Source organism: Amycolatopsis sp. Poz14, from assembly GCF_006704225.1.
Taxonomy (GTDB): Bacteria; Actinomycetota; Actinomycetes; order Mycobacteriales; family Pseudonocardiaceae; genus Amycolatopsis; species Amycolatopsis nivea.
This window is the reverse complement of record NZ_JACLHD010000001.1, coordinates 9,265,029-9,289,092: the sequence shown is the minus strand read 5'-3', so window position 1 is coordinate 9,289,092 and position 24,064 is coordinate 9,265,029. Positions and strand designations below refer to the sequence as shown.

At 69.1% G+C, this 24,064-nt stretch carries 25 protein-coding genes; 15 read left to right on the top strand and 10 right to left on the bottom strand.

Annotation, left to right across the window (positions count from 1 at the left end):
• Positions 1-149 precede the first annotated feature (149 nt).
• Positions 150-1,400: an MFS transporter gene (locus tag FKO37_RS43110; RefSeq protein ID WP_238608119.1), complete on the bottom strand. Its 1,251-nt coding sequence runs from the start codon at positions 1,398-1,400 to the stop codon at positions 150-152.
• A gap of 136 nt (positions 1,401-1,536) precedes the next feature.
• Between FKO37_RS43110 and FKO37_RS43105 the strand changes: the two genes are divergently transcribed.
• Entirely contained in the window at positions 1,537-3,036 is a 1,500-nt protein-coding gene (locus FKO37_RS43105) for a serine/threonine-protein kinase (RefSeq protein WP_238608118.1), read from the top strand.
• Here FKO37_RS43105 and FKO37_RS43100 read toward each other — a convergent pair.
• The gene (locus tag FKO37_RS43100) at positions 3,033-3,611 is read right to left on the bottom strand and encodes an HAD family hydrolase (RefSeq protein WP_134732755.1); all 579 of its coding nucleotides are present in this window, start codon (positions 3,609-3,611) and stop codon (positions 3,033-3,035) included. The two genes, FKO37_RS43105 and FKO37_RS43100, sit on opposite strands and share 4 nt — an antisense overlap.
• A 98-nt stretch (positions 3,612-3,709) precedes the next feature.
• Here FKO37_RS43100 and dinB point away from each other — a divergent pair, with 98 nt between their 5' ends.
• Positions 3,710-4,927, top strand: a complete 1,218-nt coding sequence (dinB, locus tag FKO37_RS43095; RefSeq protein ID WP_238608117.1) for a DNA polymerase IV — start codon at positions 3,710-3,712, stop codon at positions 4,925-4,927.
• Between the two features lie 870 nt (positions 4,928-5,797).
• Here dinB and FKO37_RS43090 read toward each other — a convergent pair.
• Both FKO37_RS43090 and FKO37_RS43085 read right to left on the bottom strand, forming a co-directional pair.
• A complete protein-coding gene (locus tag FKO37_RS43090) occupies positions 5,798-6,592 on the bottom strand; it encodes an NAD(P)-binding domain-containing protein (protein ID WP_205669936.1) in 795 nt (264 codons plus the stop codon).
• Between the two features lie 217 nt (positions 6,593-6,809).
• On the bottom strand, positions 6,810-7,748 hold the full coding sequence (locus tag FKO37_RS43085) for an alpha/beta hydrolase (protein WP_238608116.1): 939 nt from the start codon (positions 7,746-7,748) through the stop codon (positions 6,810-6,812).
• Positions 7,749-7,877: 129 nt separating this feature from the next.
• On the opposite strand from FKO37_RS43085, the gene FKO37_RS43080 reads away from it, so the two are divergent.
• Positions 7,878-8,531 carry a TetR/AcrR family transcriptional regulator gene (locus FKO37_RS43080; RefSeq protein WP_238608115.1) on the top strand — a complete coding sequence of 218 codons (654 nt, stop codon included), beginning with the start codon at positions 7,878-7,880 and terminating at the stop codon, positions 8,529-8,531.
• A gap of 210 nt (positions 8,532-8,741) precedes the next feature.
• Here FKO37_RS43080 and FKO37_RS43075 read toward each other — a convergent pair whose 3' ends face one another.
• Positions 8,742-9,299, bottom strand: coding sequence for a hypothetical protein (locus FKO37_RS43075; RefSeq protein WP_238608114.1), 558 nt, complete (start codon positions 9,297-9,299; stop codon positions 8,742-8,744).
• 316 nt (positions 9,300-9,615) lie between these two features.
• Positions 9,616-10,545, bottom strand: a complete 930-nt coding sequence (locus FKO37_RS43070; RefSeq protein WP_238608113.1) for a LysR family transcriptional regulator — start codon at positions 10,543-10,545, stop codon at positions 9,616-9,618.
• 106 nt (positions 10,546-10,651) lie between these two features.
• Between FKO37_RS43070 and FKO37_RS43065 the strand changes: the two genes are divergently transcribed.
• Both FKO37_RS43065 and FKO37_RS43060 read left to right on the top strand, forming a co-directional pair.
• Positions 10,652-11,167, top strand: coding sequence for a DMT family transporter (locus FKO37_RS43065; protein WP_238608112.1), 516 nt, complete (start codon positions 10,652-10,654; stop codon positions 11,165-11,167).
• 20 nt (positions 11,168-11,187) lie between these two features.
• Complete coding sequence (locus tag FKO37_RS43060) at positions 11,188-11,457, top strand: EamA family transporter (RefSeq protein WP_238608111.1); 270 nt, start codon at positions 11,188-11,190, stop codon at positions 11,455-11,457.
• Here FKO37_RS43060 and FKO37_RS43055 read toward each other — a convergent pair.
• The gene (locus FKO37_RS43055; protein WP_238608110.1) at positions 11,438-12,208 is read right to left on the bottom strand and encodes a TetR/AcrR family transcriptional regulator; all 771 of its coding nucleotides are present in this window, start codon (positions 12,206-12,208) and stop codon (positions 11,438-11,440) included. The two genes, FKO37_RS43060 and FKO37_RS43055, sit on opposite strands and share 20 nt — an antisense overlap.
• Before the next feature lie 61 nt (positions 12,209-12,269).
• Here FKO37_RS43055 and FKO37_RS43050 point away from each other — a divergent pair, with 61 nt between their 5' ends.
• Together FKO37_RS43050 and FKO37_RS43045 are read left to right on the top strand one after the other, a co-directional pair.
• Positions 12,270-13,049 (top strand): ATP-binding cassette domain-containing protein, encoded by a 780-nt coding sequence (locus tag FKO37_RS43050; protein ID WP_238608109.1) that lies wholly within the window; start codon positions 12,270-12,272, stop codon positions 13,047-13,049.
• A complete protein-coding gene (locus FKO37_RS43045) occupies positions 13,046-13,840 on the top strand; it encodes an ABC transporter permease (protein WP_238608108.1) in 795 nt (264 codons plus the stop codon). The genes FKO37_RS43050 and FKO37_RS43045 overlap by 4 nt, the downstream gene beginning before the upstream one ends.
• A 59-nt stretch (positions 13,841-13,899) precedes the next feature.
• On the opposite strand, the gene FKO37_RS43040 is transcribed toward FKO37_RS43045, so the two are convergent.
• Positions 13,900-15,291 (bottom strand): sugar porter family MFS transporter, encoded by a 1,392-nt coding sequence (locus FKO37_RS43040; RefSeq protein ID WP_238608107.1) that lies wholly within the window; start codon positions 15,289-15,291, stop codon positions 13,900-13,902.
• Positions 15,292-15,721: 430 nt separating this feature from the next.
• Here FKO37_RS43040 and FKO37_RS43035 point away from each other — a divergent pair, with 430 nt between their 5' ends.
• The 4 genes from FKO37_RS43035 to FKO37_RS43020 all read left to right on the top strand — a co-directional run bounded on the left by FKO37_RS43035 (position 15,722) and on the right by FKO37_RS43020 (position 18,760).
• On the top strand, positions 15,722-16,015 hold the full coding sequence (locus FKO37_RS43035; protein ID WP_238608106.1) for a hypothetical protein: 294 nt from the start codon (positions 15,722-15,724) through the stop codon (positions 16,013-16,015).
• A complete protein-coding gene (locus tag FKO37_RS43030; RefSeq protein ID WP_238608105.1) occupies positions 16,012-17,511 on the top strand; it encodes an alpha/beta hydrolase in 1,500 nt (499 codons plus the stop codon). Before FKO37_RS43035 ends, FKO37_RS43030 begins: the two co-directional genes overlap by 4 nt.
• Before the next feature lie 71 nt (positions 17,512-17,582).
• Entirely contained in the window at positions 17,583-18,125 is a 543-nt protein-coding gene (locus FKO37_RS43025; protein ID WP_037818378.1) for a hypothetical protein, read from the top strand.
• Between the two features lie 47 nt (positions 18,126-18,172).
• Positions 18,173-18,760, top strand: a complete 588-nt coding sequence (locus FKO37_RS43020; RefSeq protein ID WP_043839496.1) for a TetR/AcrR family transcriptional regulator — start codon at positions 18,173-18,175, stop codon at positions 18,758-18,760.
• Positions 18,761-18,832: 72 nt separating this feature from the next.
• On the opposite strand, the gene FKO37_RS43015 is transcribed toward FKO37_RS43020, so the two are convergent.
• A complete protein-coding gene (locus tag FKO37_RS43015; RefSeq protein ID WP_037818380.1) occupies positions 18,833-19,390 on the bottom strand; it encodes a YceI family protein in 558 nt (185 codons plus the stop codon).
• 96 nt (positions 19,391-19,486) lie between these two features.
• On the opposite strand from FKO37_RS43015, the gene FKO37_RS43010 reads away from it, so the two are divergent.
• The gene (locus tag FKO37_RS43010) at positions 19,487-19,975 is read left to right on the top strand and encodes a MarR family winged helix-turn-helix transcriptional regulator (protein WP_037818381.1); all 489 of its coding nucleotides are present in this window, start codon (positions 19,487-19,489) and stop codon (positions 19,973-19,975) included.
• Between the two features lie 21 nt (positions 19,976-19,996).
• A complete protein-coding gene (locus FKO37_RS43005) occupies positions 19,997-20,983 on the top strand; it encodes a glutathione S-transferase family protein (protein ID WP_238608104.1) in 987 nt (328 codons plus the stop codon).
• 15 nt (positions 20,984-20,998) lie between these two features.
• On the opposite strand, the gene FKO37_RS43000 is transcribed toward FKO37_RS43005, so the two are convergent.
• Positions 20,999-21,541 carry an ABATE domain-containing protein gene (locus FKO37_RS43000; RefSeq protein WP_238608103.1) on the bottom strand — a complete coding sequence of 181 codons (543 nt, stop codon included), beginning with the start codon at positions 21,539-21,541 and terminating at the stop codon, positions 20,999-21,001.
• Between the two features lie 37 nt (positions 21,542-21,578).
• Between FKO37_RS43000 and FKO37_RS42995 the strand changes: the two genes are divergently transcribed.
• On the top strand, positions 21,579-22,973 hold the full coding sequence (locus tag FKO37_RS42995; RefSeq protein WP_238608102.1) for an MFS transporter: 1,395 nt from the start codon (positions 21,579-21,581) through the stop codon (positions 22,971-22,973).
• Positions 22,939-24,060 carry an epoxide hydrolase family protein gene (locus tag FKO37_RS42990; RefSeq protein WP_037818385.1) on the top strand — a complete coding sequence of 374 codons (1,122 nt, stop codon included), beginning with the start codon at positions 22,939-22,941 and terminating at the stop codon, positions 24,058-24,060. Before FKO37_RS42995 ends, FKO37_RS42990 begins: the two co-directional genes overlap by 35 nt.
• Positions 24,061-24,064: the final 4 nt, after the last annotated feature.

The following is a 24,064-nucleotide window of genomic DNA, read 5'->3' as shown; positions in this document are numbered from 1 at the left end:
CGTCGAGCCAAGAAGGGAGCCCAGCCGTGCGCGACAACAACTGGACCCGCTGAACCGCCCCCAGCCCGCCCCACGAGGAGGTGAGAGGGCATGCGTGACAACAACTGGACGTGACCGAAGCCAGTCCCGCGGCGCACCCGTCCCGCGGATTACGGCGCGGGAGGTGGGGTGGCCCCGTCGAGGGGAGTTCGGCGGGGCCGCACCGCGCGGTCCGCTCGCACCGCCCGCGTCCAGGCGATCCCGGCCAGAGCGGCGCACCCCGCCCCGGCGACGGCGGCGATCGCGACCACCGTCGTCGGCGCGAAGGCCAGTGCCAGCGCGCCCGCGGCCGCGATCGTCAGGCCTTGCGCCGCCCGCAACGCCGCGATCGCGACTCCGATCACCTGGCCGCGCTGTTCCGGCGGCGCGGCGAGGCTGTACTGCACCTGGGTGATCAAGTCGTGCGCGGAGAACATCCCGGACACCGTCCAGACCACGACGACCACCGGCAACGCGGGCGTCCAGCCGGTCGGCAGCAGGACGAGACTGCTCGCCACCGCGAGCGGGCCCAGCCACCGCACCTGCCGTGCCCGCGGCAACCGGCTGATCAGCAGCGCGCCGAGCAGCGTCCCGACCGGGTTCGCGACCAGCAGCCAGCCGAGCACGCCTGTGCCGCCGAGTTGCGCGGCCACGGGCACCGCCAATCCCTCGGGCACCACGTAAAACCCGCAGCAGCACGCGATCGCCAGCAGCGACCGCAGTTTCCGGTCCCGCGCGACCAGCCGGCAACCAGCCTTCAGCGACGCCCATTGCGGCGCGTGTGCGGTCACCTTCGAAACCGGGTACAGCCGCAGTCCCCAGCGCAGCGCGGCCGCCGACACCGCGAACGTCACCGCGTCCGCCCACAGCGCGCCCGAAACCCCGAGCCACGCGACCACCGCGGCGCCCGCGCCGAAGCCGATCACCAGCGCGGCCTGGTACGTCGAGGAGAGAATCGCTTGACCGGTCGCCAGTTTCTCCTCGCCCAGCATGTCCGGCAGGACCGCTTGCCGAGCCGCCTGAAACGGTCCGGCCGCGAGTTGCACGATCACGAGCAGTCCCGCGGCGACCGGCCAAGGCATGCCGGGGATCGCCATCAACGCGACCAGCAATGCGCGCACGACATCCGCGACCACGAGCACGGTCCGGCGCGGGAACCGGTCGGCGAGCCCGCCGAGCGCACCGCCGAGGAGGTCCGGCAAATAGGTGAGCGCGTACGTCCCGGCGGCCCAACCCGCGGACGCCGTTCGGTTGAACACCAACACAGTCAGCGCGACTCGTGCTAGTTGATCACCTGCCACCGACAATACGTGCGCGAGCCAGAGCGCACGAAATTCGCCCATCCGGAACACACTCCGGAAAGACGGCGCTGTCGTGGTCATGTGCTCACCCTGTCGTGACTCGGCCACCCGGAGCAACCCCGGCCTGGCGCGGGTGGGTCGCGGATCCGGCTCCGGCCGTCCGTGGAAAACTGGGTGATCGCCGTCCGTGGATGATGTCGCACCGAAGGGTTTTCCGTTGACCGAGGAGAGCCGGCAGGTCGCCGGTCGCTACGAGCTCGTCGAACTGATCGGCAGCGGCGCGATGGGGATGGTCTGGCGCGGGGAGGACAAGATCCTCGGCCGCGTCGTCGCGGTGAAGGAACTCCTCATGCCCGTGAACCAGGGCGAGGACAAGGTCGAGGAAGCCCGCAACCGCGCCATGCGCGAGGCCCGCATCGCCGCCCGGCTGCAGCATCCGAACGCCATTTCGGTCTTCAACGTGGTCGAGCACGAGGACCGTCCGTGGCTGATCATGGAGTACCTGCCTTCGCGCAGCCTCGCGGTGAAACTGCGCGAGGACGGTCCGCTGACCGTCGACGAGGCGATCCCGTTCGCGGTGCAGCTGGCGGGCGTGCTCGCGGCCGCGCACCGGGCGGGCATCGTGCACCGCGACGTCAAACCGGGCAACGTCCTGCTCGGCGACGACGGCAGCACGGTCAAGGTGACCGACTTCGGCATTTCCCGAGCGGTCGGCGACGTCACGCTCACCGCGACCGGCGAAATCTCCGGCACGCCCGCGTTCCTCGCGCCCGAGGTCGCCCGCGGCGAGGAAGCGACGTTCGCCTCCGACGTGTTCGCGCTCGGTGCGACGCTGTACATGGCGGTGGAGGGCGACCCGCCGTTCGGCACGGCGGACAACGCGATCGCCTTGCTGTACCGCGTTTCCAGCGGTTCGATCAACCCGCCGAAACAGGCCGGGAAGCTGGAGCCGCTGCTGCTGAAGCTGCTGGAGCTCAAGCCGGAGGACCGGCCGTCGATGGCCGAGGTCGTCACGGAACTGCGCAAACTCGACGGCGGCGTCACCCCGGTCGTGGCGGTCCCGGAACCGCCGACCCTTCCGGACGCCAAACCGCCGGTCGTACCCACCACGGTCGCGGTTCCGGCCGCGGGCGCTGCTGCCGCGCCGCCCGCGGGCTCGGACCGAAGACGCCGCGGGATGATCTTCGCCGGGGCGGGCGCGCTGCTTGTCGTAATCGCCGTGATCGTCACTGTCGTCCTCACCCGCGACCACGGGGGCGAAAACCCGTCCGCGAACCCGCCGCCCGCCGCCGAGAGTTCCGCGGCTTCCAACGCTCCGGCGACCTCGTCCGCGTCGCAGCCGTCACCGTCGACGCAGCCGTCGGCGCCGTCCTCGTCGAGCAGCCCTCCGTCCTCCAGTTCCGCGGCGAACTCGCCCGAGGCGATGGCTTCCGCGCTGCGTGCCTACTTCTCGTACCTGCCGAGCAATCTGGAAGCCGGCTGGGCGATGATCAGCGACAAGTTCCGTGCCGCGCACAAAAATCAGACTTTCGACGAGTACAAGGCGTGGTGGAGCCGGTTCAGTTCGGTGACCGCGAACGACGTGAAGGTCACCGGTGAGAACACGCTCACCGCGGTGATCACCTATCACCGCGCCGGCGGCGGCCCGACGACCGAGACGCACCGCTACACGATGTCGCAGCGCAACGGCACCTGGCAGATCGACGTGGAGAACTAGCTCTCGAGCAGCAGCGCGATCGCGGCGGCGGGTTCGCGGTCCGGGCCGACTCGCACGGTGCGCAATCCGGCGGACCGGGCGGGTCCGACGTCCGCGCCGACGAACCAGGCGTCGTCCAGCGTGGTCTCGCAGCGTTCGGCGACGAGCCCGTACAGCTTCGGGTCCGATGTGGACAGTCCGTCCGGCCCGGCGAGCGCCCAGCCGTCCACGAGTCCGGCGATTCCGGTGCACAGCAGCGTGGACAGCTGCGGTTCGCCCTCGCCGAGGACGCCGATCCGCCAGCCCGCCGCGCGCAGCCGGGGCAATCCGGCCAGCACGCCTGGCGCGGCCGGGACGAGGGCGGGATGGCGTTCGCGGTAGGCGTCTTCGAGATCGGGTTCTTGCAGGTCGAAGCGCTCGCGAAGGTTTTTGAAGAACGTCGCCCGGTCGGCGCGCCCGCGGTCGTCGGCGGTGATGAGCCACGCGGCGTCCGCGTCGGCGAGCCGGTGTTCCGCGCAGAACTCCCACGCCCAGCGGCGGAATCCCTCCGCGCGATCGACGAGCGTGGTGTCGAGGTCGAACAGGACGAGCCGCACGGGGGAGAGGTTAGCGCGTTCCGTCCGGGCTTCGGGAGATTTTCCTACTCCGTTCGAGTGAACGGATCGCGGTTTTTGTCGGTGTTCGATGCGAACATATGTTCGTGACGAGCGAAGGACCGATCCTCCACGCCGATCTCGACGCGTTCTACGCCTCGGTCGAGCAGCGCGACGATCCCCGGCTGCGCGGCAGGCCGGTGATCGTGGGCGGTGGCGTGGTGCTGGCCGCGAGCTACGAGGCCAAGGCGTTGGGCGTGCGCACCGCGATGGGCGGGGCGCAGGCCAGGCGGTTGTGCCCGCATGCCGTGGTGGTGCCGCCGCGGATGCCGGTCTACAGCGCGGCGAGCAAGGCGGTGTTCGAGGTGTTCCGGCAGACGACGCCGGCGGTGGAAGGAGTGTCGATCGACGAAGCTTTCTTGGACGTCGGCGGTCTGCGGCGGATTGCCGGACGTCCGTCGGAGATCGCGGTACGCCTGCGCGCGGAGGTGCTGGCGCAGGTCGGGCTGCCGATCACGGTAGGGGTGGCGCGCACGAAGTTCCTGGCGAAGATGGCGAGCGGCGTCGCGAAACCGGACGGTTTGCTGGTGGTGCCGCCAGATCAGGAGCTGGAATTCCTGCACCCGCTGCCGGTGGAGCGGTTGTGGGGAGTGGGAAAGGTGACGTCGGCGAAGCTGCGGGAACGCGGCGTCCGCACCGTGCGCCAGGTCGCCGAACTGCCCGAGGCCGCGCTGGTCTCCATGCTGGGCCCAGGTTCGGGCCGTCACCTGCACGCCTTGGCACACGGCCGCGACCCGCGCGCGGTTCAACCAGGAAAACGTCGCCGCTCAATCGGCTCGCAACGCGCGCTGGGCCGCCGCTCCCGCTCTCCGGCCGAACTGGACGAGATCGTGGTGTCTATTGTGGACCGATTGGCCCGTCGGCTGCGCGGCGCGTCGCGGGTATGCCGGACGGTGGTGCTGCGAATGCGCTTCGCGGACTTCACCCGCGCCACGAGGTCGCACACGCTCGCCGACAGCACCGACCACACGGAAACGCTGCTCTGCGCCGCCCGCGGCCTGCTGTCCGCGGCGCAACCGCTGGTGTACGACCGGGGTTTGACGTTGCTGGGCCTGTCGTTCTCGAACCTCGACAGCCACGGCGCGGTGCAGTTGGCGCTGCCGCTGGATCAACCGTCCAGCCCAGCGCTGTCCGCGGAGGCGACTGCGCTGGACTCAGCAGTGGACGCGCTACGAGACCGCTTCGGCGCGGCCGCGCTGACCCGAGCGGCGCTGCTGAGCCATGAGGCGGGGATGGAGATGCCTATGCTGCCGGACTAATCGAACGCGGTGGTCCCGCGGGTACTTCGCCGTGGGTCCGGACGACTTTGCGCGACAGCACGCTCCGCGTGTGAGAGTGCGGGAGGTCGTTGCCCGGCATCCGGAATGGATGCCTGTGCTGCCGGATCTAGTGAGCGTGGTGATTCCGCGAGGGCTGGTACCCGAACCGGGCGGGTAATCCCGGGACAGCTGGATGCTGGGCGGAATTTTGGCTGGCCGGGATCTGAGTGCGGTGGCTTGCGCCGACCCGATATGGCTGCACTTGGCCGTAGTCGGAGACCGCGCTCCGGGCGGCCGTTCTTCGGATCCGGTATGGACTGGCTCGGTTTCGGCGGCGCCACCGAAACCGGTGCCGAGTCCAGCCGCCGCTCTGCAGCCGCCGGGCCAAGGTGACGCGGCACCTGGAGGAGGTGCTGTGCGGCCTTGGGAGTCCGGTGTTGTGGGTGCTGGGCGGGGCGGCTGCCGGAGGGCGAGGTCCTGTGTGGCTCCGGGGATCCGGTGCTGCGGGTGCTCGGTCAGCGGCTCCTGGAAAACCAGGTGCCGAGTACCACCGGGGAATCCTGTTGCTGCGGGCAGCGAGTGGGGCGACGACTGGACGAACAGGTGCGGCGTGCCCCAGAAACACGAGCAGGTGCGGCGTGCCTCACGAAACCCGGAGCTGCGGCTGCTGGGCCGGTGCGGTTCCGGTGAGCTGATCTTGTTCAGGCTCAACGTCGTTGACCGCAGTCGTCACCCGCGGGCGTCCGTGGTCCGTTCCGGTCATCGCACGCGCGGACGGGGGAGTGCCGAGGCACAATCCCCCGCCCGGCAAGATCCATGCGAGCGACAGGCCGTTCCAGGGCACGGAAACAGGTCTTCGCCCGGAAGCCGCTATTTCAGGTCAGCGAGCAGACCGTCCAGGGCTGTGGCGAGGGCCTCGGCGTTGGCTGGCCCGAACCACGTCGTGCGGATTCGTTCGTTGTTTCCCTGAGGTGTCTCGTGGTCGGCGGCAAGCTGATCCAGCGAGCGGCTCTTGTCCTCCAGTGCGCGGCCGACGTTCTGGAAGAGACCGCGCACGTACCGTTCGGCGACCTCGGTCGCGATGCCATGCTCGCCGGCCCAGGCGGTGAGCGTGGCGAGGTAGGCGTAGTGGGCGGTGAGAGTCCCGGTCAGGGCGGAGAAGACGTTGAAGGCGTCCTCGTCCGCGACGGGCAACGACCCGCCCAACTGGTCGAAGAGAGCGTCCACCGCTGGATGCGGAGGTGTGGTCACGGTGACGGACCGGCGAACGCGCACGGCGGGCAGCGGGATGGCGCGGACGATCGGGGCGGCGGTGCCGAGGGTTTGGCGCAGAGCGTCGATGCCGACCCCTGCCATCAGGGTGACCACGATCTTCTCGTCGGCCACCTTGAGCCCGCCTAGCGCTTCGTGGCGGTCTTGGCGGCGCACGGCGATGATCACCAGGTCCGCGCGGTCCACGACCTCCTGGTTGTCGGCGCACACCTGGACGCCCTCGAAACGTTCGGACAGTTCGGCGGCGGTGCGGGCTCCTCGCGGGGAGAGGAAGATGTCCGCGGTCGCACCGTTTTCGTGCCGTATGCCTTCGACGAGGGCCTTGCCGATCTCGCCGACGCCGACGATGCCGATTTTCCGCATGTTGTTGTCCTCCAGGGAATGCTGGGTCATGTCGGTCGCCTGGCGCTCCACGGCGAGCCGACTGCGAGACGGCCGAGAGGTGATCGTTGTGCTGTCGGTGCAATGACGCTTCGCAGGCAAGCCGCAGATCGTCGGGCGAACCGGCGGGCACCAGGTCGTGGCAGTGCGCCGGACACCGGTTTTTGGGGCCAGGCAACGCTCATGCAGTCCAGACCGAGCCGGGCGTTGTTGTGCACCTGTCCCTCCATCACTTCGCCAAAGCCGCGCCGAGGAACGCGAGGATTTCCGCCTGTGCGGCTTCGGCCTGCGGTTCCACCCCGGGCAAGGTGAGGAACGCGTGTTTCGCGCCCGGGTATTCGGAAAGCTGCACAGAGCTTCCGGCCTCGCGCAGCCGCTCGGCGTAACGGCGGCCGTGGTCGGCGACCGCGTCCTGGGTGGGCACCACCACGAGTGCTGGAGCCAGCCCGCTCAGATCGTTGGTGTGCAACGGGGAGACGGCAGCGGCGTCGGTGCCGGGCGGGATGGCGAGTCGCTGGAAGAGCTTCAACAGCGACAGGGCTGGGCTCGGGCGGTACGCGTACTCGGCGACGGAGGGGTAGTCGAACATCGTGCCGGTCACGTCGGCGACCGGGTTGACCAGCACCTGCGCCTTAAGTTCGAGACCGGCTTCCCTGGCGCGGACGGCAGCCAGTGCGCTGATAAGGGCACCGCAGCTCTCGCCGAAGACCGCCACGCGCGCGGGGTCGATGCCCCACTCCGCGGGGTGCTGGACCAGGTGCCAGAGCACGTTCCAGCCGTCGTCCGCGGCGTTCGCGAGCGGGGTGTCGGGTGCGAGCAGGCGGTGTTCTACCGAGACGACGACGGCGGGAAGCCGCGCGGCGAGACGGCTGTTGGTCCAGTCGCACTGCGCCGCCGTGCCCACGAAGCCGCCTCCGTGGACATGGACCACCAACGGCAGCGTGGCTTCCAGCCTCGGCCGGTAGACCCGGACCGGCAGGTCGCGGCCGGGCAGCGCGATCTCGCGCCACTCGATCTCGGCATCGGGGCTCGGCTCTCCGATGATCGGGTATGCCGCGCTGGAAGCCCGGAAGCGGTTTTCCGCTTCGCGGTAGACGTGCAGTTCCTCGGGCGTGATCACCGAGAAGTCCGGCTCCGGCGGTCTCGTCGGGGCAGCGGGTTCTCCCATGGTTCCTTCTTTCCTCCCGGCGGAAAGCCGGGTGCGTCGTGGTGTCCCCAGTGACTTGTCCTCATTATGCACACAGTGTGTGCATTGCCAAGTGCATAGGTTATGCTGGGCCGGACGAGAGGGGCCGAGATGACCGGTCGCAGGCGATGGTCGACCGACGAGATCCTGGACACCGCGGAAGACCTGCTGCGCACGAGCGACGCCGAGTCGTTCAGCGTGCGAAAACTCGCCGCCGCGCTCGGGACCGATCCCTCCAGCCTTTACCGGCACTTCCGCAACAAGACCGAACTGCTGCGCGCCGTCGCGGACCGGATCCTGCTGGCCGCCATGGACGGCTACCGTCCGGAAGGCACTTGGAAGCAGCGCATCACCGCACTGGCGCTGTGCCTGCGCGAGGCTTTCGGAGAGCAGCCTCAACTCGCCACCGTGTGGGGCCGCTACGCGTCCGGCGGCACCGGATCCCGGTTGGTCATGGAGGAATTGCTGCAGGCCCTGCGCGCGGCCGGGGTTCCCGACGAGCAGATCCCGGTGCTGTACCACCGCCTCGTGGTCCTCATCGCCGCCCTGATCGCCGCCGAGGCTGGCGTCAGCAGCATCACCGCCGAGGAGTACGAACAGGGTCTGGAGCAGTTCCGCGTCGCAGTGCTCGGCGCTGATCCCGAACGCTTCCCCGCTTTGGCGTTCTTCGCCCGCGAAGTCCGTCCCCTCGGGGCGGATCGTCGCGCGGCGTTTGAAGAAATCGTCGACGGTCACTTGGCCCAGATTGAGGCTCAGATTCCTTGATGCGCCGGGTCAATCGGGTGCCGAGGCAACATCGAAGGATGCCTACCGCAGGGCTGAGCCACGAGATGGCGATGGACTGATCGAACGCGAGCTTTCCCCGCTGACCTGCCAATTCCGGCGGAGGTGCCGCTTGCTGGGTTGAGCGTGGTTCTGCGGTGCGGGAGATTGGCTCATCACCGGGCCGGGAGTCGGCGACCGGTTAGGGGATCGTCACCGCGGTTGCGCGGCGGTGTACAGCGCCTGGGCCATCTTGCGGAGCGGCCCGCGGCAGGACTCGGGATTTCCGCCCGGGGCGGCCGCTGTGTAATGGATCTGAAAAACGGCGTTGCGGTCCAGGAGGATCAGTCCGCACTCGGCTTGGCTTTTCTCGGGGAGCCAGTGAGCCTTCTCGCCGAAGGGCAGGCCGACAGGGCTGTCGTCGTTGCTCACGGCGGAGGCACCGGTGAAATTGGTGCTGGCGCGTTCGCTGCCGGGCTGTGCGGCAGTTGTCGCGAACCAGCTTGCTTGCAGTTCCACAAGTGGTCGTTGTTGATCCCTGGGGGTGAAGCTGCAGAGAAGGGTGCCGTCCTTGCTGATTTCGGGATACCAAGTGCGGGCCACTTCGGAAGCGTCCCGCGGAATTTCCTGGCTCCGGGCCGTGAAGTCGGTGCAGGCGGCGAAATCGGTGTCGCGGTACTTGTCCGGCGTAGCGTCTGAGGTTTTGTGGTCGGCGCCCCAGAGGAATGAGCCGAGGCCTGCCGCCCAGAAAACTGCTAGTGCGGTCGCCACGACGGCTACGCATATCCCGGACCACAGCGCGACCCGGTGGCTCGTCTTCATTTTTTGCCGCGCCGGAGGCCGTGGCGTCGGTGCGGTCGGCGGGTGGTTCGGTCGCACAATCACGCTCCAGCCGAGTGGACGGCTTGCGGCCACCGAGACGCGGGAAGCGCCTTGTCGTTCATCCAGCTGTTCAGAACTCGAATCCGGCCGAGTGTTTCCATGAAACGGTTCGCGATTTCTGCCAGTAGTTGAGGCCGTCGAGACGGCAGACTTCAACCACGTTGTACGGCCTCCCCTGCGTAGCTTCGGAGCGAAGCGTAGCAGTTCAGAGCCGGGATACTGGTACTGGGAGAGCCTCCCCGTCCGAGGCAATGGCGCGCAGCGCGGCAAGGCCTGCGCTGACCAGAGGATGCTCACTGCTGCCACGTCGTACCGCGGTCAGCAATTGGCGGGTAGGAATAGACGTGCCCAGCAACGGAATCCGCTTAACCGCGTGCTCGGGCAGCGGCACGATCCTCGGCATCAGGCACACGCCGAGGTTTTCCGCGACGAGGGCGGAAACGGCGTACCACTCCTTGACCTCATGCACGATCCGAGGCGTGAAACCAGCGGCGGCGCAGGCTGCGGTCACCAAGGGATAAGTGTCGTTGTTGTGTTTCTTGACGATCCACGGCTGATCAGCCGCCTCGGCGAGTTCGATTCCCTTGCGGCGGGCCAGGGGGTGGGTGGCGGCGACGAGCAGGTCTTGGCGGTCGGTCGTCAACGGGGTCTGTTCGAAGCGGGAATCGGTGACCGGCGGTGCTTCCGGGCCGGGCAGGACTAAGGCGATGTCGGCTTCGTCGGCGAGGAGGAGGCGGTAGCAGTCGGCGCTTTCCTCTTCGGTGATTTGCGTTTCTATCAACGGATGCGTCCGGCGCAGGCTGGCGACGGCGGGGGCGGCGAGGGTCGCCAGCGCGGAGGAGACGCCGCACAGGCGCAGTGTGCCGCGGAGTTCAGTGGCCTCCGCGGCGAGTTCCGCGCGGGCTGCTTCCCATTGCAGGCGTAGGGCGTCGGCGTGTCGGAGCACGATGTGTGCGGCGGGCGTCAGTTGCACTCGACGGCCTTGCGGCACCAGGAGTTCCACCTCCAGATCCCGGGCCAGCAAACGCAATTGCTGCGAGACGGCAGACGGGGTCAGGTGCAGTGCGGCGGCGGTCGCGGTCACGGTTTCGTACTCGGCGAGGGTTCGCAGGACGTGCAACCGGTGGTCAATCATGTAGTCCAGGCTAAACGGTTTCGTGCGGAAAAGTTCGTTGGACGTGCACGCTTCCAAGGTCAAGCCTGGAGGGATGAGGAATGCGCCTGCGCTGATGGTGGGGAGCGTGCTGAGCGTCCAGTTCGGGCAGGCGTTCGGGAAGCAGCTGTCCGAGGACGTCGGTGCGTCCGGTGTGGTGGCGTTGCGGCTTGGGCTGGCTGCGGCGGCTCTGCTGGTCCTGTACCGGCCTGCGGTGCCGCGCAGTTGGGCGGAAAGGAGGGTGATCCTCGGCTTCGGCACGGCTATCGCGGGGATGAATTTGATCTATCCGGCGCTGACCATCTTGCCGTTGGGGTTGGCGAGTGCGTTGCAGTTGTTGGGGCCGATTTCCTTGGCATTGTTCACTTCGCGACGTCTCCGCGACGTGGCCTGTGCGGTCGTGGCCGGAGTCGGGGTGTGGTTGTTCTACGCTCCGCGCGAGGTCAGTTTTCCGCTCGCCGGCGTGGCTCTCGCGTTGGCTTCTGGCGCGTGCATGGCTGCCTACTTCCTGCTCAGCAAACGCGCCGGCGCAGGCAGTGCGGGAGGGGGTCCGCTTGCGCTGCGTTGGCGTGGGCTGCTGTGCTTTCGGTGCCGTTGGGGGTGATCGACCAAGGTGCCCGGCTGGTGACGCCTCGGGTGTTGCTGGTCGGCGTCGTGGTGGCCGCGTTATCGGCGGTGGTGCCGTATTCGTTGGAGCTGGCTGCTTTGCGACGGCTGCCTGCCCGTACGGTCGGGGTGCTGGCCAGTCTTGAGCCGGCGAGTGCGGGGCTGGCTGGGGTGCTGGTTCTCGGTGAGCACTTGCGCGCGGTGCAGTGGGTGGCACTCGCCTGTGTGGGGCTCGCGAGCGCGGGGGCGGTGTTGGGGCGGAAGGACGCTACTCAGCGGGTCGGTTGACCAGTGCGGCAATGCCTTCGATCAGGCGGTCCAAGCCGAACGCGTACTCGTGGTCGAGGCTGTACGGAGCCTGGTGCGTTTGCCCGGCGGCGGCGCCGACGCGGTCCGCGACCGGGAAGCGGCGCGGTTCGTAGACCTCCGCCAGTGCGGGGGCGGTCGCGGCCCACCATTGCTGGTCGGTCATCCCGGTTTGCCGCACCACGCGGGCGGCTTCGACCTTGCGGCGCGCCAGGCCTTCCACATGGGTGGTCACCAGGGTGATCGTCGAGTCCATTTCGAGGTCCGACAGGCCGATGCCGTCGACGACCGCCAGTTCCAGGTCGTACTTCGCGATCGCGTTGGGGCCGAGCGTCGGACGGCCGGTGAAGACTTGCAGCAGCCACGGATGCCGCAGGTGCATCGCCCAGTTGACAGCGGCGACGCGGCGGAGGCCGTCGCGCCAGTCGTCGGCGTCTATTTCGGACAGCTCGGCTACCGCCTCGCCGTACACCGCGTCGACCATCGCTTCGACCAACTCCGCGCGCGACGAAACGTAGGTGTAGAGCGACATCGTCCCGACGCCCAGCGATTCGGCGACCCGGCGCATCGACAGCGTCGTCAGGTCCTGTTCGGTGTCCGCGACCTCGACCGCGGCGTCGACGATCCGGGCCGGAGTCAGTCCGTGCTTCGGGCCGCGCTTCGGCAGCTGGCGGGTGCCCCACAGCAGCGCGATCGTCGCGGCGGGGTCGCCGGGGTTGCCGTCAGTCGTCACGTGACCAGCATAGGAACTTAACTCCGTAGGCAATACGGAGTGTTGTGCTAGCTTTCTTCGTATGGCGTACGGAGTAGATGGCCTGCTGGCGCGCGGGGTGCAGAAGCGGTACGGCGAACGGGCCGCGCTGGACGGGTTTGACCTGCGGGTTGAGCCGGGAACGGTGTGCGGACTGCTCGGTCCCAACGGTGCGGGCAAGACGACCGCGGTCCGGATTCTGACCACGTTGCTGCGGCCGGACGCGGGGGAGGTGCGGGTGGCCGGTTTCGACGCGGTCGCCGAGCCGGACGAGGTGCGGCGGCGGATCGGGCTGGTCGGGCAGAACGCCTCGGTCGACGAGATCCTGACCGGCAGGCAGAACCTCGAACTGTTCGGCAGGCTCGGCGGACTGCCCTCGCGGGCGGCCCGGATGCGAGCGACGGAGCTGCTGGACCGGTTCGGTCTCGCCGAAGCCGCGGGCCGGTCCGTCTCCGGCTACTCCGGCGGCATGCGGCGCAAGCTGGACCTGGCTGCCGGGCTCCTGCTGAACCCGGCGGTGCTGTTCCTCGACGAGCCGACGACCGGGCTCGACCCGGCTGCCCGCATCGACGTCTGGGCGGACGTCCGCGCGCTGGCGGGCACCGGCACCACGGTGCTGCTGACCACGCAGTACCTGGAGGAGGCCGATCAGCTCGCCGACCGGATCGCGGTCCTCGACGCCGGCCGGGTCGTCGCCGCGGGCACGCCGGACGAGCTGAAGGCGAAGGTCGGGCCGGACCGGGTCGAGACGGTCGTCCGGAAGCCGACGCTCGACGAGGTTTTCCTGCTCCTGACCGGCAATGCAACAGAGGAGGCGCGATGACTGTCCCCGCATCCGCGCGCGTGTCCTGGCCGACGCACACCGCCGTCCTGACCCGGCGGATCCTGGTGCACTGGAAGCAACGGCCGGTCTCGATCGCGGTCACGCTGCTGTTCCCGGTCCTGATCGTAGTGATGTTCGGCCAGCTTTTCGGCGGCGCGATGGACATCCGGGACGGCGCGTACATCGACTTCCTCATCCCCGGCATGCTCGCGATGACCATGCTGTTCGGGCTGGAATCCACCGTGCTCGCGGTGACTTCCGACGCCGCGAAGGGCGTCACCGAGCGGATCCGCGCGATGCCGGTCAGCGGGCTCGCCGTGCTGACCGGACGCTGTCTCGCCGACTTGATCAGCGCGGTCGCCGGGCTCGTCGTGATGATGGGAGCGGGGCTGGCGCTGGGCTGGCGGCCGCACCAGGCGTCCGTGCTGGGCGCGGTCGGGCTGTTGTTGTGGCTGCGGTTCGCCTTCGTCTGGATCGGGATCTACCTCGGACTGCTGCTGAAGACCCCGGAGTCGGCGGTTTCGGTGCAGGTGCTGGTGTGGCCGGTCGGATTCCTGTCCGGCGTTTTCGTTTCCCCGGACACCATGCCTGCCTGGCTGAGCGCGGTCGCGACCTGGAATCCGCTCACCGCAACGGCTTCCGCGGTGCGCGAGCTGGCGGGCAATCCGGCGTGGGCGGCGAATGGCTGGGCGGCGGAGCATTCCGTGCTGCTCGCGATGGCGTGGCCCGCGGTGCTGACGGCGGTCTTCCTGCCGCTCGCCACCCGGCAGTACCGGATGCTCGGGCGGTGAAAAACAGCCGGGCGGCAAGGGAAATCCCCTGCCGCCCGGCTGCACCCCGAGAGGAAAAATCAGGCGCGTGCCTTCGCGTGCGTCCGCCCGCGCAGGTCGAGTTCGATTTCCTCCAGCGACCGCCCCTTGGTTTCCGGGACGAGCCACTTCGTGAGGAAGAACAGGACCACGTTGATGCCCGCGAACAGGAACATCGAGCCGCCGAGGCCGAGTGCGCCCGGGTCGGAGATGATCGGGAACACGGCGCTGATGATGCCGGTCGCGGCCCACAGCACGACGCTGCTCACGCCCATGCCCGCGGCGCGCACCTTCAGCGGGAACACCTCGGCCATCATGACCCACACGACCGCGCCCCAGCCGAGTTCGTAGCCGACCAGGTAGAGCACCATCGCGACGAGCATCAGGATGCCCTTGGTCGCGGTGTCGTGGACTTCCAGCACGATGAACCCCGCCCCGACCAGGGTGATCACCATCAGCACGTTGCCGATCAGCAGCAGCGGCTTGCGGCCCCACCGGTCGACCACGAACACGACCCACGCGGTGAACAGGAACTTGGTCACGCCGAGCAGCACGCCGGACAGCAGGGCCGCCTGGGTCGCGAAACCGAGACCGATCAGCATCGTCGGGAAGTACGCGTTCACCGCGTTCACGCCGCTGAACTGCTGGCCGATCGCGAGCAGCAGGGCCACCACGAGCATCGGCCGGACGGTCGGCGTCAGCAGGTCGCGGAGCCGGGTCTTCGCCGATTCCGAGTCGAGCCGGATCACCTCGCGGATCGTGCCGATCTCCTCGTCGACGTTCACGCCGCCGCCGTGCGAGCTGAGCAGGACCGCCCGGGCCTGCTCCTCCTGGCCGTTCGCGACGAGCCAGCGCGGCGTTTCGGGCAGGAACACCAGGCCCGCCAGCAGGATCACCGCGGGCACGATCGCGCCGGCGAACATCAGCCGCCAGTTGCCCGAGCTGCCGAGCCCGTAGCTGACCAGGAACGCGATCAGGATGCCGAGCACGATGAAGATCTGGTTGAGCGCGCCCATCGCCCCGCGCAGCCGGGCCGGGGCGAGTTCCGACAGGTACGTCGGGACCGTCGAGGACGAAAGCCCGATGCCGACGCCGATCACCAGCCGGGAAATGATCAGCAACGCGAACGTCGGCGAAAACGTGGCCGCGAGCGTGCCGATGATGACGACGACCGCGGCCACCATGATCGTGCGGCGGCGGCCGAGCCTTTCGTTGAGCCGGGAGGAGAAACTCGCGCCGACGATCGCACCGATCGAAATGCTCGCGGTGATGACGCCTTTGTCCCAGCCGGACAGGCCCCAGAGTTTCCCGATGAACGGCAACACCCCGGAAATGACGCCGAGGTCGTAACCGAACAGGATGCCGCCGAGGGCACCGAAGAAGTACAGCGTCGTTCTGCCGATGGGCCGCCGCGCCGCGGCTGTCTGTGTCATTGCCGAGCCGTCTCTTTCCGGGATGGCCGGCCGGTCCTGGTCCGCTGCCCGCGAGGTCAGCGCCGTCCTGGCCGGACGAATGGGGGTCGAGGGGACAAGGACTGCCGGACTGGTCCAGCACTGCGGAACGGCCGGATCCGCCGTCGCGCAGCGCCTTTCCACGCTGTTCGCCTGCCCGGCTCGCTCCCGTTCGAACTTCGCCGTACACAGTCACACGCTGGTCACCGGCGGGCAAGACGCGGGCTGATAACTATTCAGTCACGTGACTAGCGTTCACATATGTGGACACGGTAAGCGGGCGTTTTCGCAGGTCAACGCGGTGGCAGGGAGATCTTGCCAAGAGTTTCCGCGAACGTCGAACTGTGGGGAACCGGCTGCCGGGGACGTCCGTCGTACCGGGCGTCCGGTCGCCGCGGTGGGGGAGATGCGCATGGGAACGGGTTTCGAGGTCGCTCCGAGGGAGGTCGTGACCGCGGCCGGACGGGCGCACCAGGCGGCGGCGACCGTGCGGACGGTCGACCTCGCGGGCGCGCTCGCCGGGGTCGGGCTGTCCGGCGGCACGAGCGTGGCGGCGGCGGATCGGCTGTCCGATACCTGGGGCCGCGTCGTTCCGAAGTGGACCGCCGACACCGAGGCGTATGCGGAGAACCTCGACCAGGCCGCGGCCGGCTACCGCGACAGCGACCAGAACGCGGCCGGCGAGATCGCGGCGGCGGGCCGATGATCACCTGGGGAGACGTCCGGCGCTGGAACCCGGCTGACCTCGCCGCGGCGGTCGACGCGCTCGGCGCCCGGGCCGCGCGGCTCACCGCGGCGAACGACGACGCCGACGCCATGACGAAGTTCGGTGCCTGGCAAGGCGACGCGGCAGACGCGGCGACCGCCAAAGGCACTGCGCTCACGGCGGAATTGCGGCAGCTGACCACCGACGTGTCGGCGGTCCGGCGCGGGGTGCACGACGCGCAGCTGGCGGTCGAGCGGATCAGCTCGGCGGTGCGCGACGTCGACGATTTCGCCTCGCGCAACGGAATGCGGATCGACGACGGCGGCGGAGTCAGCGGAGAACCCGAGCGGCAAGCCGAGGTCGCCGATCGCGTCGGCCAGATTCTCCGCGACGCCACCGCGGTCGACGCGGACCTCACCGTCGTGCTCGATCGCGCGGCGAAGGGCGAAAGCGGCGGGACGGGCGTCGTCGCGCTGGCGATGGCGCCCAGCAGCCAGCCGAAACCGAACGGCACCCCGGCGGAGAACCGGGCGTGGTGGGACAGTCTGTCCGACTCCGCGCAGTCCTCGATCCTGCGCGACAACCCGGACCTGATCCGCAACCTCGACGGCATCCCGGTGGTCGATCGCGACGCGGCGAATCGTGTTGTGCTGCAACAGGAAATCGACAAGCGCAAGGGCGACGACGCGCAACTTCGCGGCCTCACCGCGATCCGCGACCGGCTCGCGGCGACCGGTGACGGCAAACCGCCCGCCTTCCTGATCTCGCTCGACGTCAGCGGCGACGGCACCGCGGTGGTCGCGGCCGGAAACCCGGACACCGCGGCGAATGTCGCGACCTACGTGCCCGGCACCGGCAGCGAACTGGCCAAGATCGGCGGCGACCTCGGCCGGTCGGACAAGATGTGGCAGTCGGCGACGATGGCGGGCTCGCCGTCGACCTCGGTGATCACCTGGGTCGGCTACGACGCGCCGGACGAGCTCGTGAACGCCGCCAGCGAGAAATACGCCGACGGCGGCAAAGAGGCGTTGTCGAAATTCGAGGACGGACTGCGGGCATCGCACGAAGGCGCGCCGTCGCACAACACCGTGCTGGGCCACAGCTATGGCACGACGGTGATAGGCCACGCGGCTCGCGACGGCGGCCTCAATGCCGACGACCTGATCTTCGCCGGCAGCCCCGGTGTCGGCGTCGAGCACGCGAACCAACTGCACCTCGACGGCGTCCCGCAGGATCAAGTCGCCCAGCACGTGCACTCGACGGTCGCGGAACACGACCTCATCAAGATCACCAACATCGGCGTCGGCGGCCATGACCCGCTCGGTCCGAGCCCGACCGGCGACGGATTCGGCGGCCAGGTCTTCGAGTCCGCGCCGGGCGACAAGGGCCCGTGGTACGAGGGCGGCCTGTCCGGGGCCGCGCACAGCCAATACTGGGAGGACAACAACCCGTCGCTGCGCAGCTTCGGCCGGATCATCGCCGGACTGCCCGCGTGACGGCGCGCCGCACCGCGCTGGCCTGCCTCGCCGCCCTTCCTCTCGTAGCCTGCTCCCCAGGAGGTGAAGCCATGACCACCACGATCACCGAAACCGAAGCCCGCGACCGGGTCGAGGGCTATGTGCGCGCCGTGTTCGCGGTGCTGCCCGCGCCGGCCGCGCGGGAACTGTTCTCCCGCAACCGGTCCGAATGCACCGACCCGACCGACAACGGTCCGGCGGGGCGGTACGAAATCTCCGCCACCTACGAGGTGACCGGCCTCGAACCGGACACCTTCACCGCGCAGTTCGACGCCGTCGTGGATTGGTGGCAGGGGCACGGCTTCACGGTGCTGACCGACCGGCGGCCGACCGACCAGTACGTCTTCGCCCGCAACGAGCGGGACGGCTTCGACATGTCGTTGCAGGCAAACGAACTCGGGAAGCTTTACCTCGGCGCGACGTCGCCGTGCGTCTGGCCGAAGGGCACTCCCGAGGCCGCGCCCGAAGCTGTCGTAGAAGAAGAGGAAGTCGCGGAAGCTCCGGAGCCCGAGCGTCCGCGACCGCGCCGCGCGCCGGTGGACGACGAGGACTTCGGCCAGACGTCCTGGTCGGACGGAGGCGCCGCGTTCTGAGCACTCGCGGGTAGAGTGGACTCGCAGGTCCAATCAGGAGGCAGGCGATGACGCTCACGCGCAAGGGCGAGGCCACGCGACAGCGGATCGTGGAGGGCGCGGCCGAGGTGATCCGCGAGCGCGGCGTGCTCGCGACGACGCTCGACGACGTCCGCGCGCAGACCAGGACCAGCAAAAGCCAGCTGTTCCACTACTTCCCGGACGGCAAGGAAGAACTGCTGCTGGCCGTCGCGCGCTGGGAGGCGGACCGGGTGCTGGAGGTGCAGCAGCCGTCGCTCGGCGCCCTGCGCACCTGGGACGACTTCCGGACCTGGCAGCAGGTGGTGCTCGGGCACTACACCGAGCAGGGCAGGCATTGCCCGCTGAACGTGGTGATGTCGCAGATCGGCCGCAACACGCCGGGCGCGCAGGCGGTGGTGACGCAGCTGATGGAGCGCTGGCTGTGCGAGCTGACCGCGGGGATCGAGAACCTGCGGGCGGCGGGGGAGACCCGGCCAGGGCTGGATCCGAAGCGGGCCGCGTCGGCGCTGCTGGCCGGGGTGCAAGGCGGGGTGCTGATGCTGCTGACCACGGGGGAACCGCAGCACCTCGAAGCCGCGCTCGAAGTCGGTATCGCCGGGTTGCGCGCCGCTTAGCCGAAGTACGTGAAGGGCTCCTTGCGGGAATCGGATTCCGGCAAGGAGCCCTTCACGGACAGCTGGGGTGGTTCAGGCGTTCTTGATCGCGGAGATCTCGAACTCGAGGGTGATCTTGTCCGAGACCAGCACGCCGCCGGTCTCGAGCGCGGCGTTGAAGGTGACGCCGTAGTCGCTGCGGTTGATCGAGGTCGAGCCCTCGAAGCCGACGCGGTCGTTGCCGAACGGGTCCTTCGCCGAGCCGCCGAACTCGAACGGGATGGTGACCTGCTTGGTGACGTCCTTGACGGTCAGGTCGCCGGTCACGTCGAAGGTGTCCTCGCCGGTCTGCGCGATCCCGGTGGAGGTGAAGGTGATGGTCGGGAACTGGTCGCAGGACAGGAAGTCGTTGTTGCGCAGGTGACCGTCGCGGTCGGCGTTGCGGGTGTCGACGCTCTTCGTCTGGATGGTGACGTTCGCGCTCGAGTTGGCCGGGTTCTCGCCGTCCAGGGTGAACGAGCCCTCGAACTCGTTGAAGGAGCCGCGGACCTTGGTGACCATGGCGTGGCGGGCGACGAAGCCGATCCGGCTGTGCGAGCCGTCGATCGTGTAGGTGCCGGTCAGGTGGGAGTAGGTGGTCGCGCTGGTCATGAGTTCCGTTCCTTCGGTCCTTGGTTGAGTGTTCAACTAGCACTGTAGCCCACAATAACTGATTGCGCGAGCAAGTGTCGGATATACTCCTCGTCTGTGGTGAACAGAACCCCGCTGACCAGCGAAGAAGAGGCTGTGTGGCGTCCGTTGATGCGAGTCGTCACAGTGCTGCCGAGGGCTCTCGAGGACCAGTTCGCGCACGACACCGGCGTCTCGCTGACGGATTACACCGTGCTCGTGTCGCTCTCGGAAGCGCCCGAAGGCAGGCTGCGGCTCACCGATCTGGCGGAGTCCACGGCGCTGTCGCTGAGCCGGATCAGCCGGGTCGTCGAGGCCATGGTGCGCCGCGGCCTGGTCCAGAAGGTGAAATGCCCGCAGGACCGCCGGGCCGCGCACGCGACGCTCACCGAACTGGGGCGGGCGAAGCTCGCCGCCGCGTACCCCGGGCATCTCGAGCGCGTGCGCTCGTACCTGTTCGACCACCTCTCGCCCGAGGAGGTCCGCGCCGCGGGCCCGATCCTCGCCCGGCTGGCCGCCGCGCTGGAGCCGCCGGACTGTCCCGCCTGCCCGGACGATCAGACCTGACTCCGCGACGAAAGGGTTCCGATGCCCGACCAGGGTGAGTTCAAGCGCGACACGAACTACATCTCCGACCGCATCACCGCCGACGGCCGCGACGGCTGGCCGGTGGAGCCGGGCCGCTACCGCCTGGTGATCGCGCGCGCGTGCCCGTGGGCGAACCGCGCGTCGATCGTGCGCAGGCTGCTCGGCCTCGAAGAGGCGCTGTCGATGGGCCTGTGCGGCCCGACGCACGACGAGCGCAGCTGGACCTTCGACCTCGACCCCGGCGGCCGAGACCCGGTGCTCGGCATCGAGCGGCTGCAGGAGGCGTTTTTCGCGCGGTACCCGGACTATCCGCGCGGGATCACTGTTCCGTCCATTGTGGATGTCCCAAGTGGACAGGTGGTGACCAACGACTTCAAGCAGATCACCATTGATCTGTCGCTGGAATGGGGCGCCTACCACCGCGACGGCGCGCCCGAGCTGTATCCGGAACGGCTGCGCGACGAGATCGAGGACGTCGCGGAGAAGGTCTTCCGGGACGTGAACAACGGCGTGTACAAGGCGGGTTTCGCCACTTCGCAGGAGGCTTACGAAGAGGCGTACCGCGCGTTGTTCTCCCGGCTGGACTGGCTGTCCGAGCGGCTGGCCGGCCAGCGGTACCTGGTGGGCGACACGATCACTGAGGCGGACGTGCGGCTGTTCACGACGCTGGTCCGCTTCGACGCGGTGTACCACGGGCATTTCAAGTGCAACCGGCAGAAGCTCGCGGAGATGCCGGTGCTGTGGGCGTACGCGCGGGATCTGTTCCAGACGCCCGGTTTCGGGGACACGATCGATTTCGGGCAGATCAAGGAGCATTACTACGTGGTGCACCGGAACGTGAACCCGACCGGGATCGTGCCGCTGGGGCCGGACCTGTCGGGATGGCTGACGCCGCACGGGCGGGAGGAGCTGGGCGGGCGTCCGTTCGGCGACGGGACGCCGCCCGGGCCGCCGCCGGCGGGGGAGCGGGTGCCTGAACTGGGGTAGTGAGAACCCCGCGGGTCAGTCCGCGTTTTGTCGACTCCGGTAGGCCGCGACGCTGGCCCGGTGCGCGCAATTCCGGGTGCAGTACTGCTTCGAGCCGTTGCGCGACAGGTCCACGAAAGTAGCTCGGCAGTTCAGTCCTGAGCAGACGCCGAGGCGCGACGGACCGTGGGTGGCGATCACGGAGGCCAGCGCGCTGAGCGTGGTCGCCGCCAGATGTGCTGAGCAGCGGTCGGTGTCGGAAGTCACCTCGGTCCACCAGCGGTCGTCCTCGTGCCGCAGTTCCGGGGTGGCTCGGCTGTCCCGTAGCCCGGCATTGATCAGGGCCGCGGCTCCGACCGCGTCGGTGCTCGCTCGTTCCAGCACGGCGCGCACGGTTTCGCGCAACTCGCGGACTTCTGCCAGGTCAGCGCGGGTGAGACGGCGTGAAGGCGCGGCCACCGGATGGTCGGCGAGGAAGTCGCGGAGCTGCTCCACGGTCTCGAGCGCGTCCTCTCCCTTGACCGGCCGCAAAGTGTTGGCGAGGTCGACGGCCGTCTGCACGTGATACGCATCCAGCATTTGACGTGTCTCCTCGTGTCTTCGTACTGTGACACCCATGGGTGCGTTCGCGTGTCACAGGATACCTGCGGCGGAAGCTACGAGCGCGGACGGGCGGCGGCTGGGGCTGACGCTGGGGATGCTGGTGCTGCCGATGTACGTGGCGCTGGGCGCGCCGTCGGTGGCGCTGCCTGCCATCGGCCGCGCGCTCGCGGTGCCGTTCGGGGCCACGGCCTGGATTCTCGCCGCGTGGTCGCTGACCTCCGCGCTCGCGATGCCGGTCGCGGGCCGGTTGATGGCCCGGTGGAGTCCGCTGCGGGTGCTCGTCGCCGGAGTCGTGGTGCTCGCCGCGGGTTCGGTGCTCGCCGGGGTGGGTCCGACGCTGCCGGTGGTGATCGCCGGTCGGCTGATCGGCGGCGCGGGGGCGGGTGCGACCGTGATCGCCGTCTTCGCCGCGGCCACTGCTCTTCCTGAGCGGGAACGGATTCGCGCGCTGGGAATCATCGCGGCAGCCAGCGCGACGGCGTCGGCGTGCGGAACCCTGCTGGGCGGGGCAGTCACTGCATGGCTGGGGTGGCGTGCCGTGCTCGCGCTCCCGGCCCTCGCGCTGCCCTTGCTGCTGGTTGTGGTGGCGCGCAGGTACACGTTCACGCGGACCGACGGCGGTAAGCCGGACGGGCGGCTCGACGTTGTCGGCGCGGCCGTGCTCTCGGTGCTCGCTGGCTCCTTGATCGCGTTGCTGCAAGCGCGTTCGGTCGGCCTGCCCGCTCCGGTCACTGTCATCGTGGCTGTCGCCGGTGTGCTCGCCGCAGCGGGACTGTGGCGGCGCGTGCGGCGCATGCCCGACGGGTTCGTGCCTCGCCGGGTGATCGCAGCACACGGCTTCCTGCCAGCCGGTCTCATCGGCGGGACGGTCTTCGCCGGTTACTACGGGGTGCTGTTCGTCGCCCCGTCCCTGATCGAACAGGCCACCGGCGGCGGTGCCCTTGAAGCAGGCGCGATCTTGGTCCCGGCCGCCGCCTGCTCGGTGCTGGCCGGGCGACTGGTCGGTGCCGTGCACGACCGGTTCACCAGTTGGCAGGTGGCGACCGGACTCGCGGGACTCACTGTCGTCGGGGTCCTCGTGGTCGCGGTCTTCGACGGGCCGGTCGCGGTGGTCATCGGCGCGGCGCTGACCGTGTGCGGGTTCGCCGGTTCCCAGGCGGTACTTGTCGGCCTCGCGCCGGAACTGGTCGCCGCGGATGATCGCGACACCGCACAGGGCCTGTTCAACTTCATGACCGCTTTGGGCGGCGGAATCGGTCCGGCCGTGGTCGCGGGTCTGTCCGGCCTCGTGCCGATGCCGGCGGCCCTCGCGCTGCTCGCGGCCCTCCCGCTGGCCGGAGTCGTTCTCAGCCTGTACCGGAAAGGAGCCCGCCGTGGCCGCCGAGCCATTCAAGGTCAGCGTCAGTGAAGCCGAGATCGCGGATCTGCGTCAACGATTGCGCCGGACGCGATGGCCCGAGCCCGAGCCGGTGGACGACTGGTCGCAGGGGTTGCCGCTGGCTTATGCGCAGGAACTGTGCCGCAGTTGGGCGGAGGACTACGACTTCGGGTTCGCCGAGCGGCTGAACGCTTTCCCGCAGTACCGCGAGACGATCGACGGGCTGGGCATCCACTTCCTGCACGTCCGCTCGCCGGAGCCGGACGCGTTCCCGCTCGTGCTCACCCACGGATGGCCGGGTTCGGTGCTGGAGTTCCTGGATGTCCTCGGCCCGCTGACTGATCCGCGCGCACACGGCGGGGATCCGGCGGACGCGTTCCACGTGGTCGCGCCGTCGTTGCCCGGGTACGGCTGGAGTGACAAGCCGTCGAGGACCGGTTGGGGCGTCACCCGAATCGCGCGCGCCTGGGACACGTTGATGGTCTCGCTGGGCTACGAACGGTACGGCGCGCAGGGCGGCGACTGGGGTTCAGCAGTGTCCGGCGCGCTGGGCGAGGTGGCACCTGAGCGGGTTGCAGGCGTCCACCTGAACCTGGGGTCCGTGGCGGCGGGCACGTTCGATGACCCGACACCCGCGGAGCTGGCGAATCTTGAGGCAGAGAAGGAATTCCAGCGCACTGGCCGCGGGTACTCGGCGCTCCAGGCGACCCGGCCGCAGACCCTCGGCTACGGCCTCACCGACTCCCCGGCGGGTCAAGCCGCCTGGATCGCCGAGAAGTTCTGGGCCTGGACGGACAACGACGGCCACCCCGAGGACGCGTTGTCGCGGCAGAAGATCCTCGACGAAATCTCGGTTTACTGGTTCACCGCGTCGGCCACGTCGTCGGCGCGGCTGTACTGGGAGAGCTTCGCCCACTTCCGGGACAAGGTCACCGCGCCGTCCGGACTGTCGGTCTATCCGCGCGACATAACGCGTCCGTCGCGGCGCGAGGCCGAACTGCGGTTCACCGACCTGCGCTGGTTCGAGGAACTGCCGCGTGGCGGTCACTTCGCCGCGCTGGAGCAGCCGGAATCGCTGGTCGAGCAGGTGCGGGGGTTCTTCCGTCTCTTCCGCTGACCGT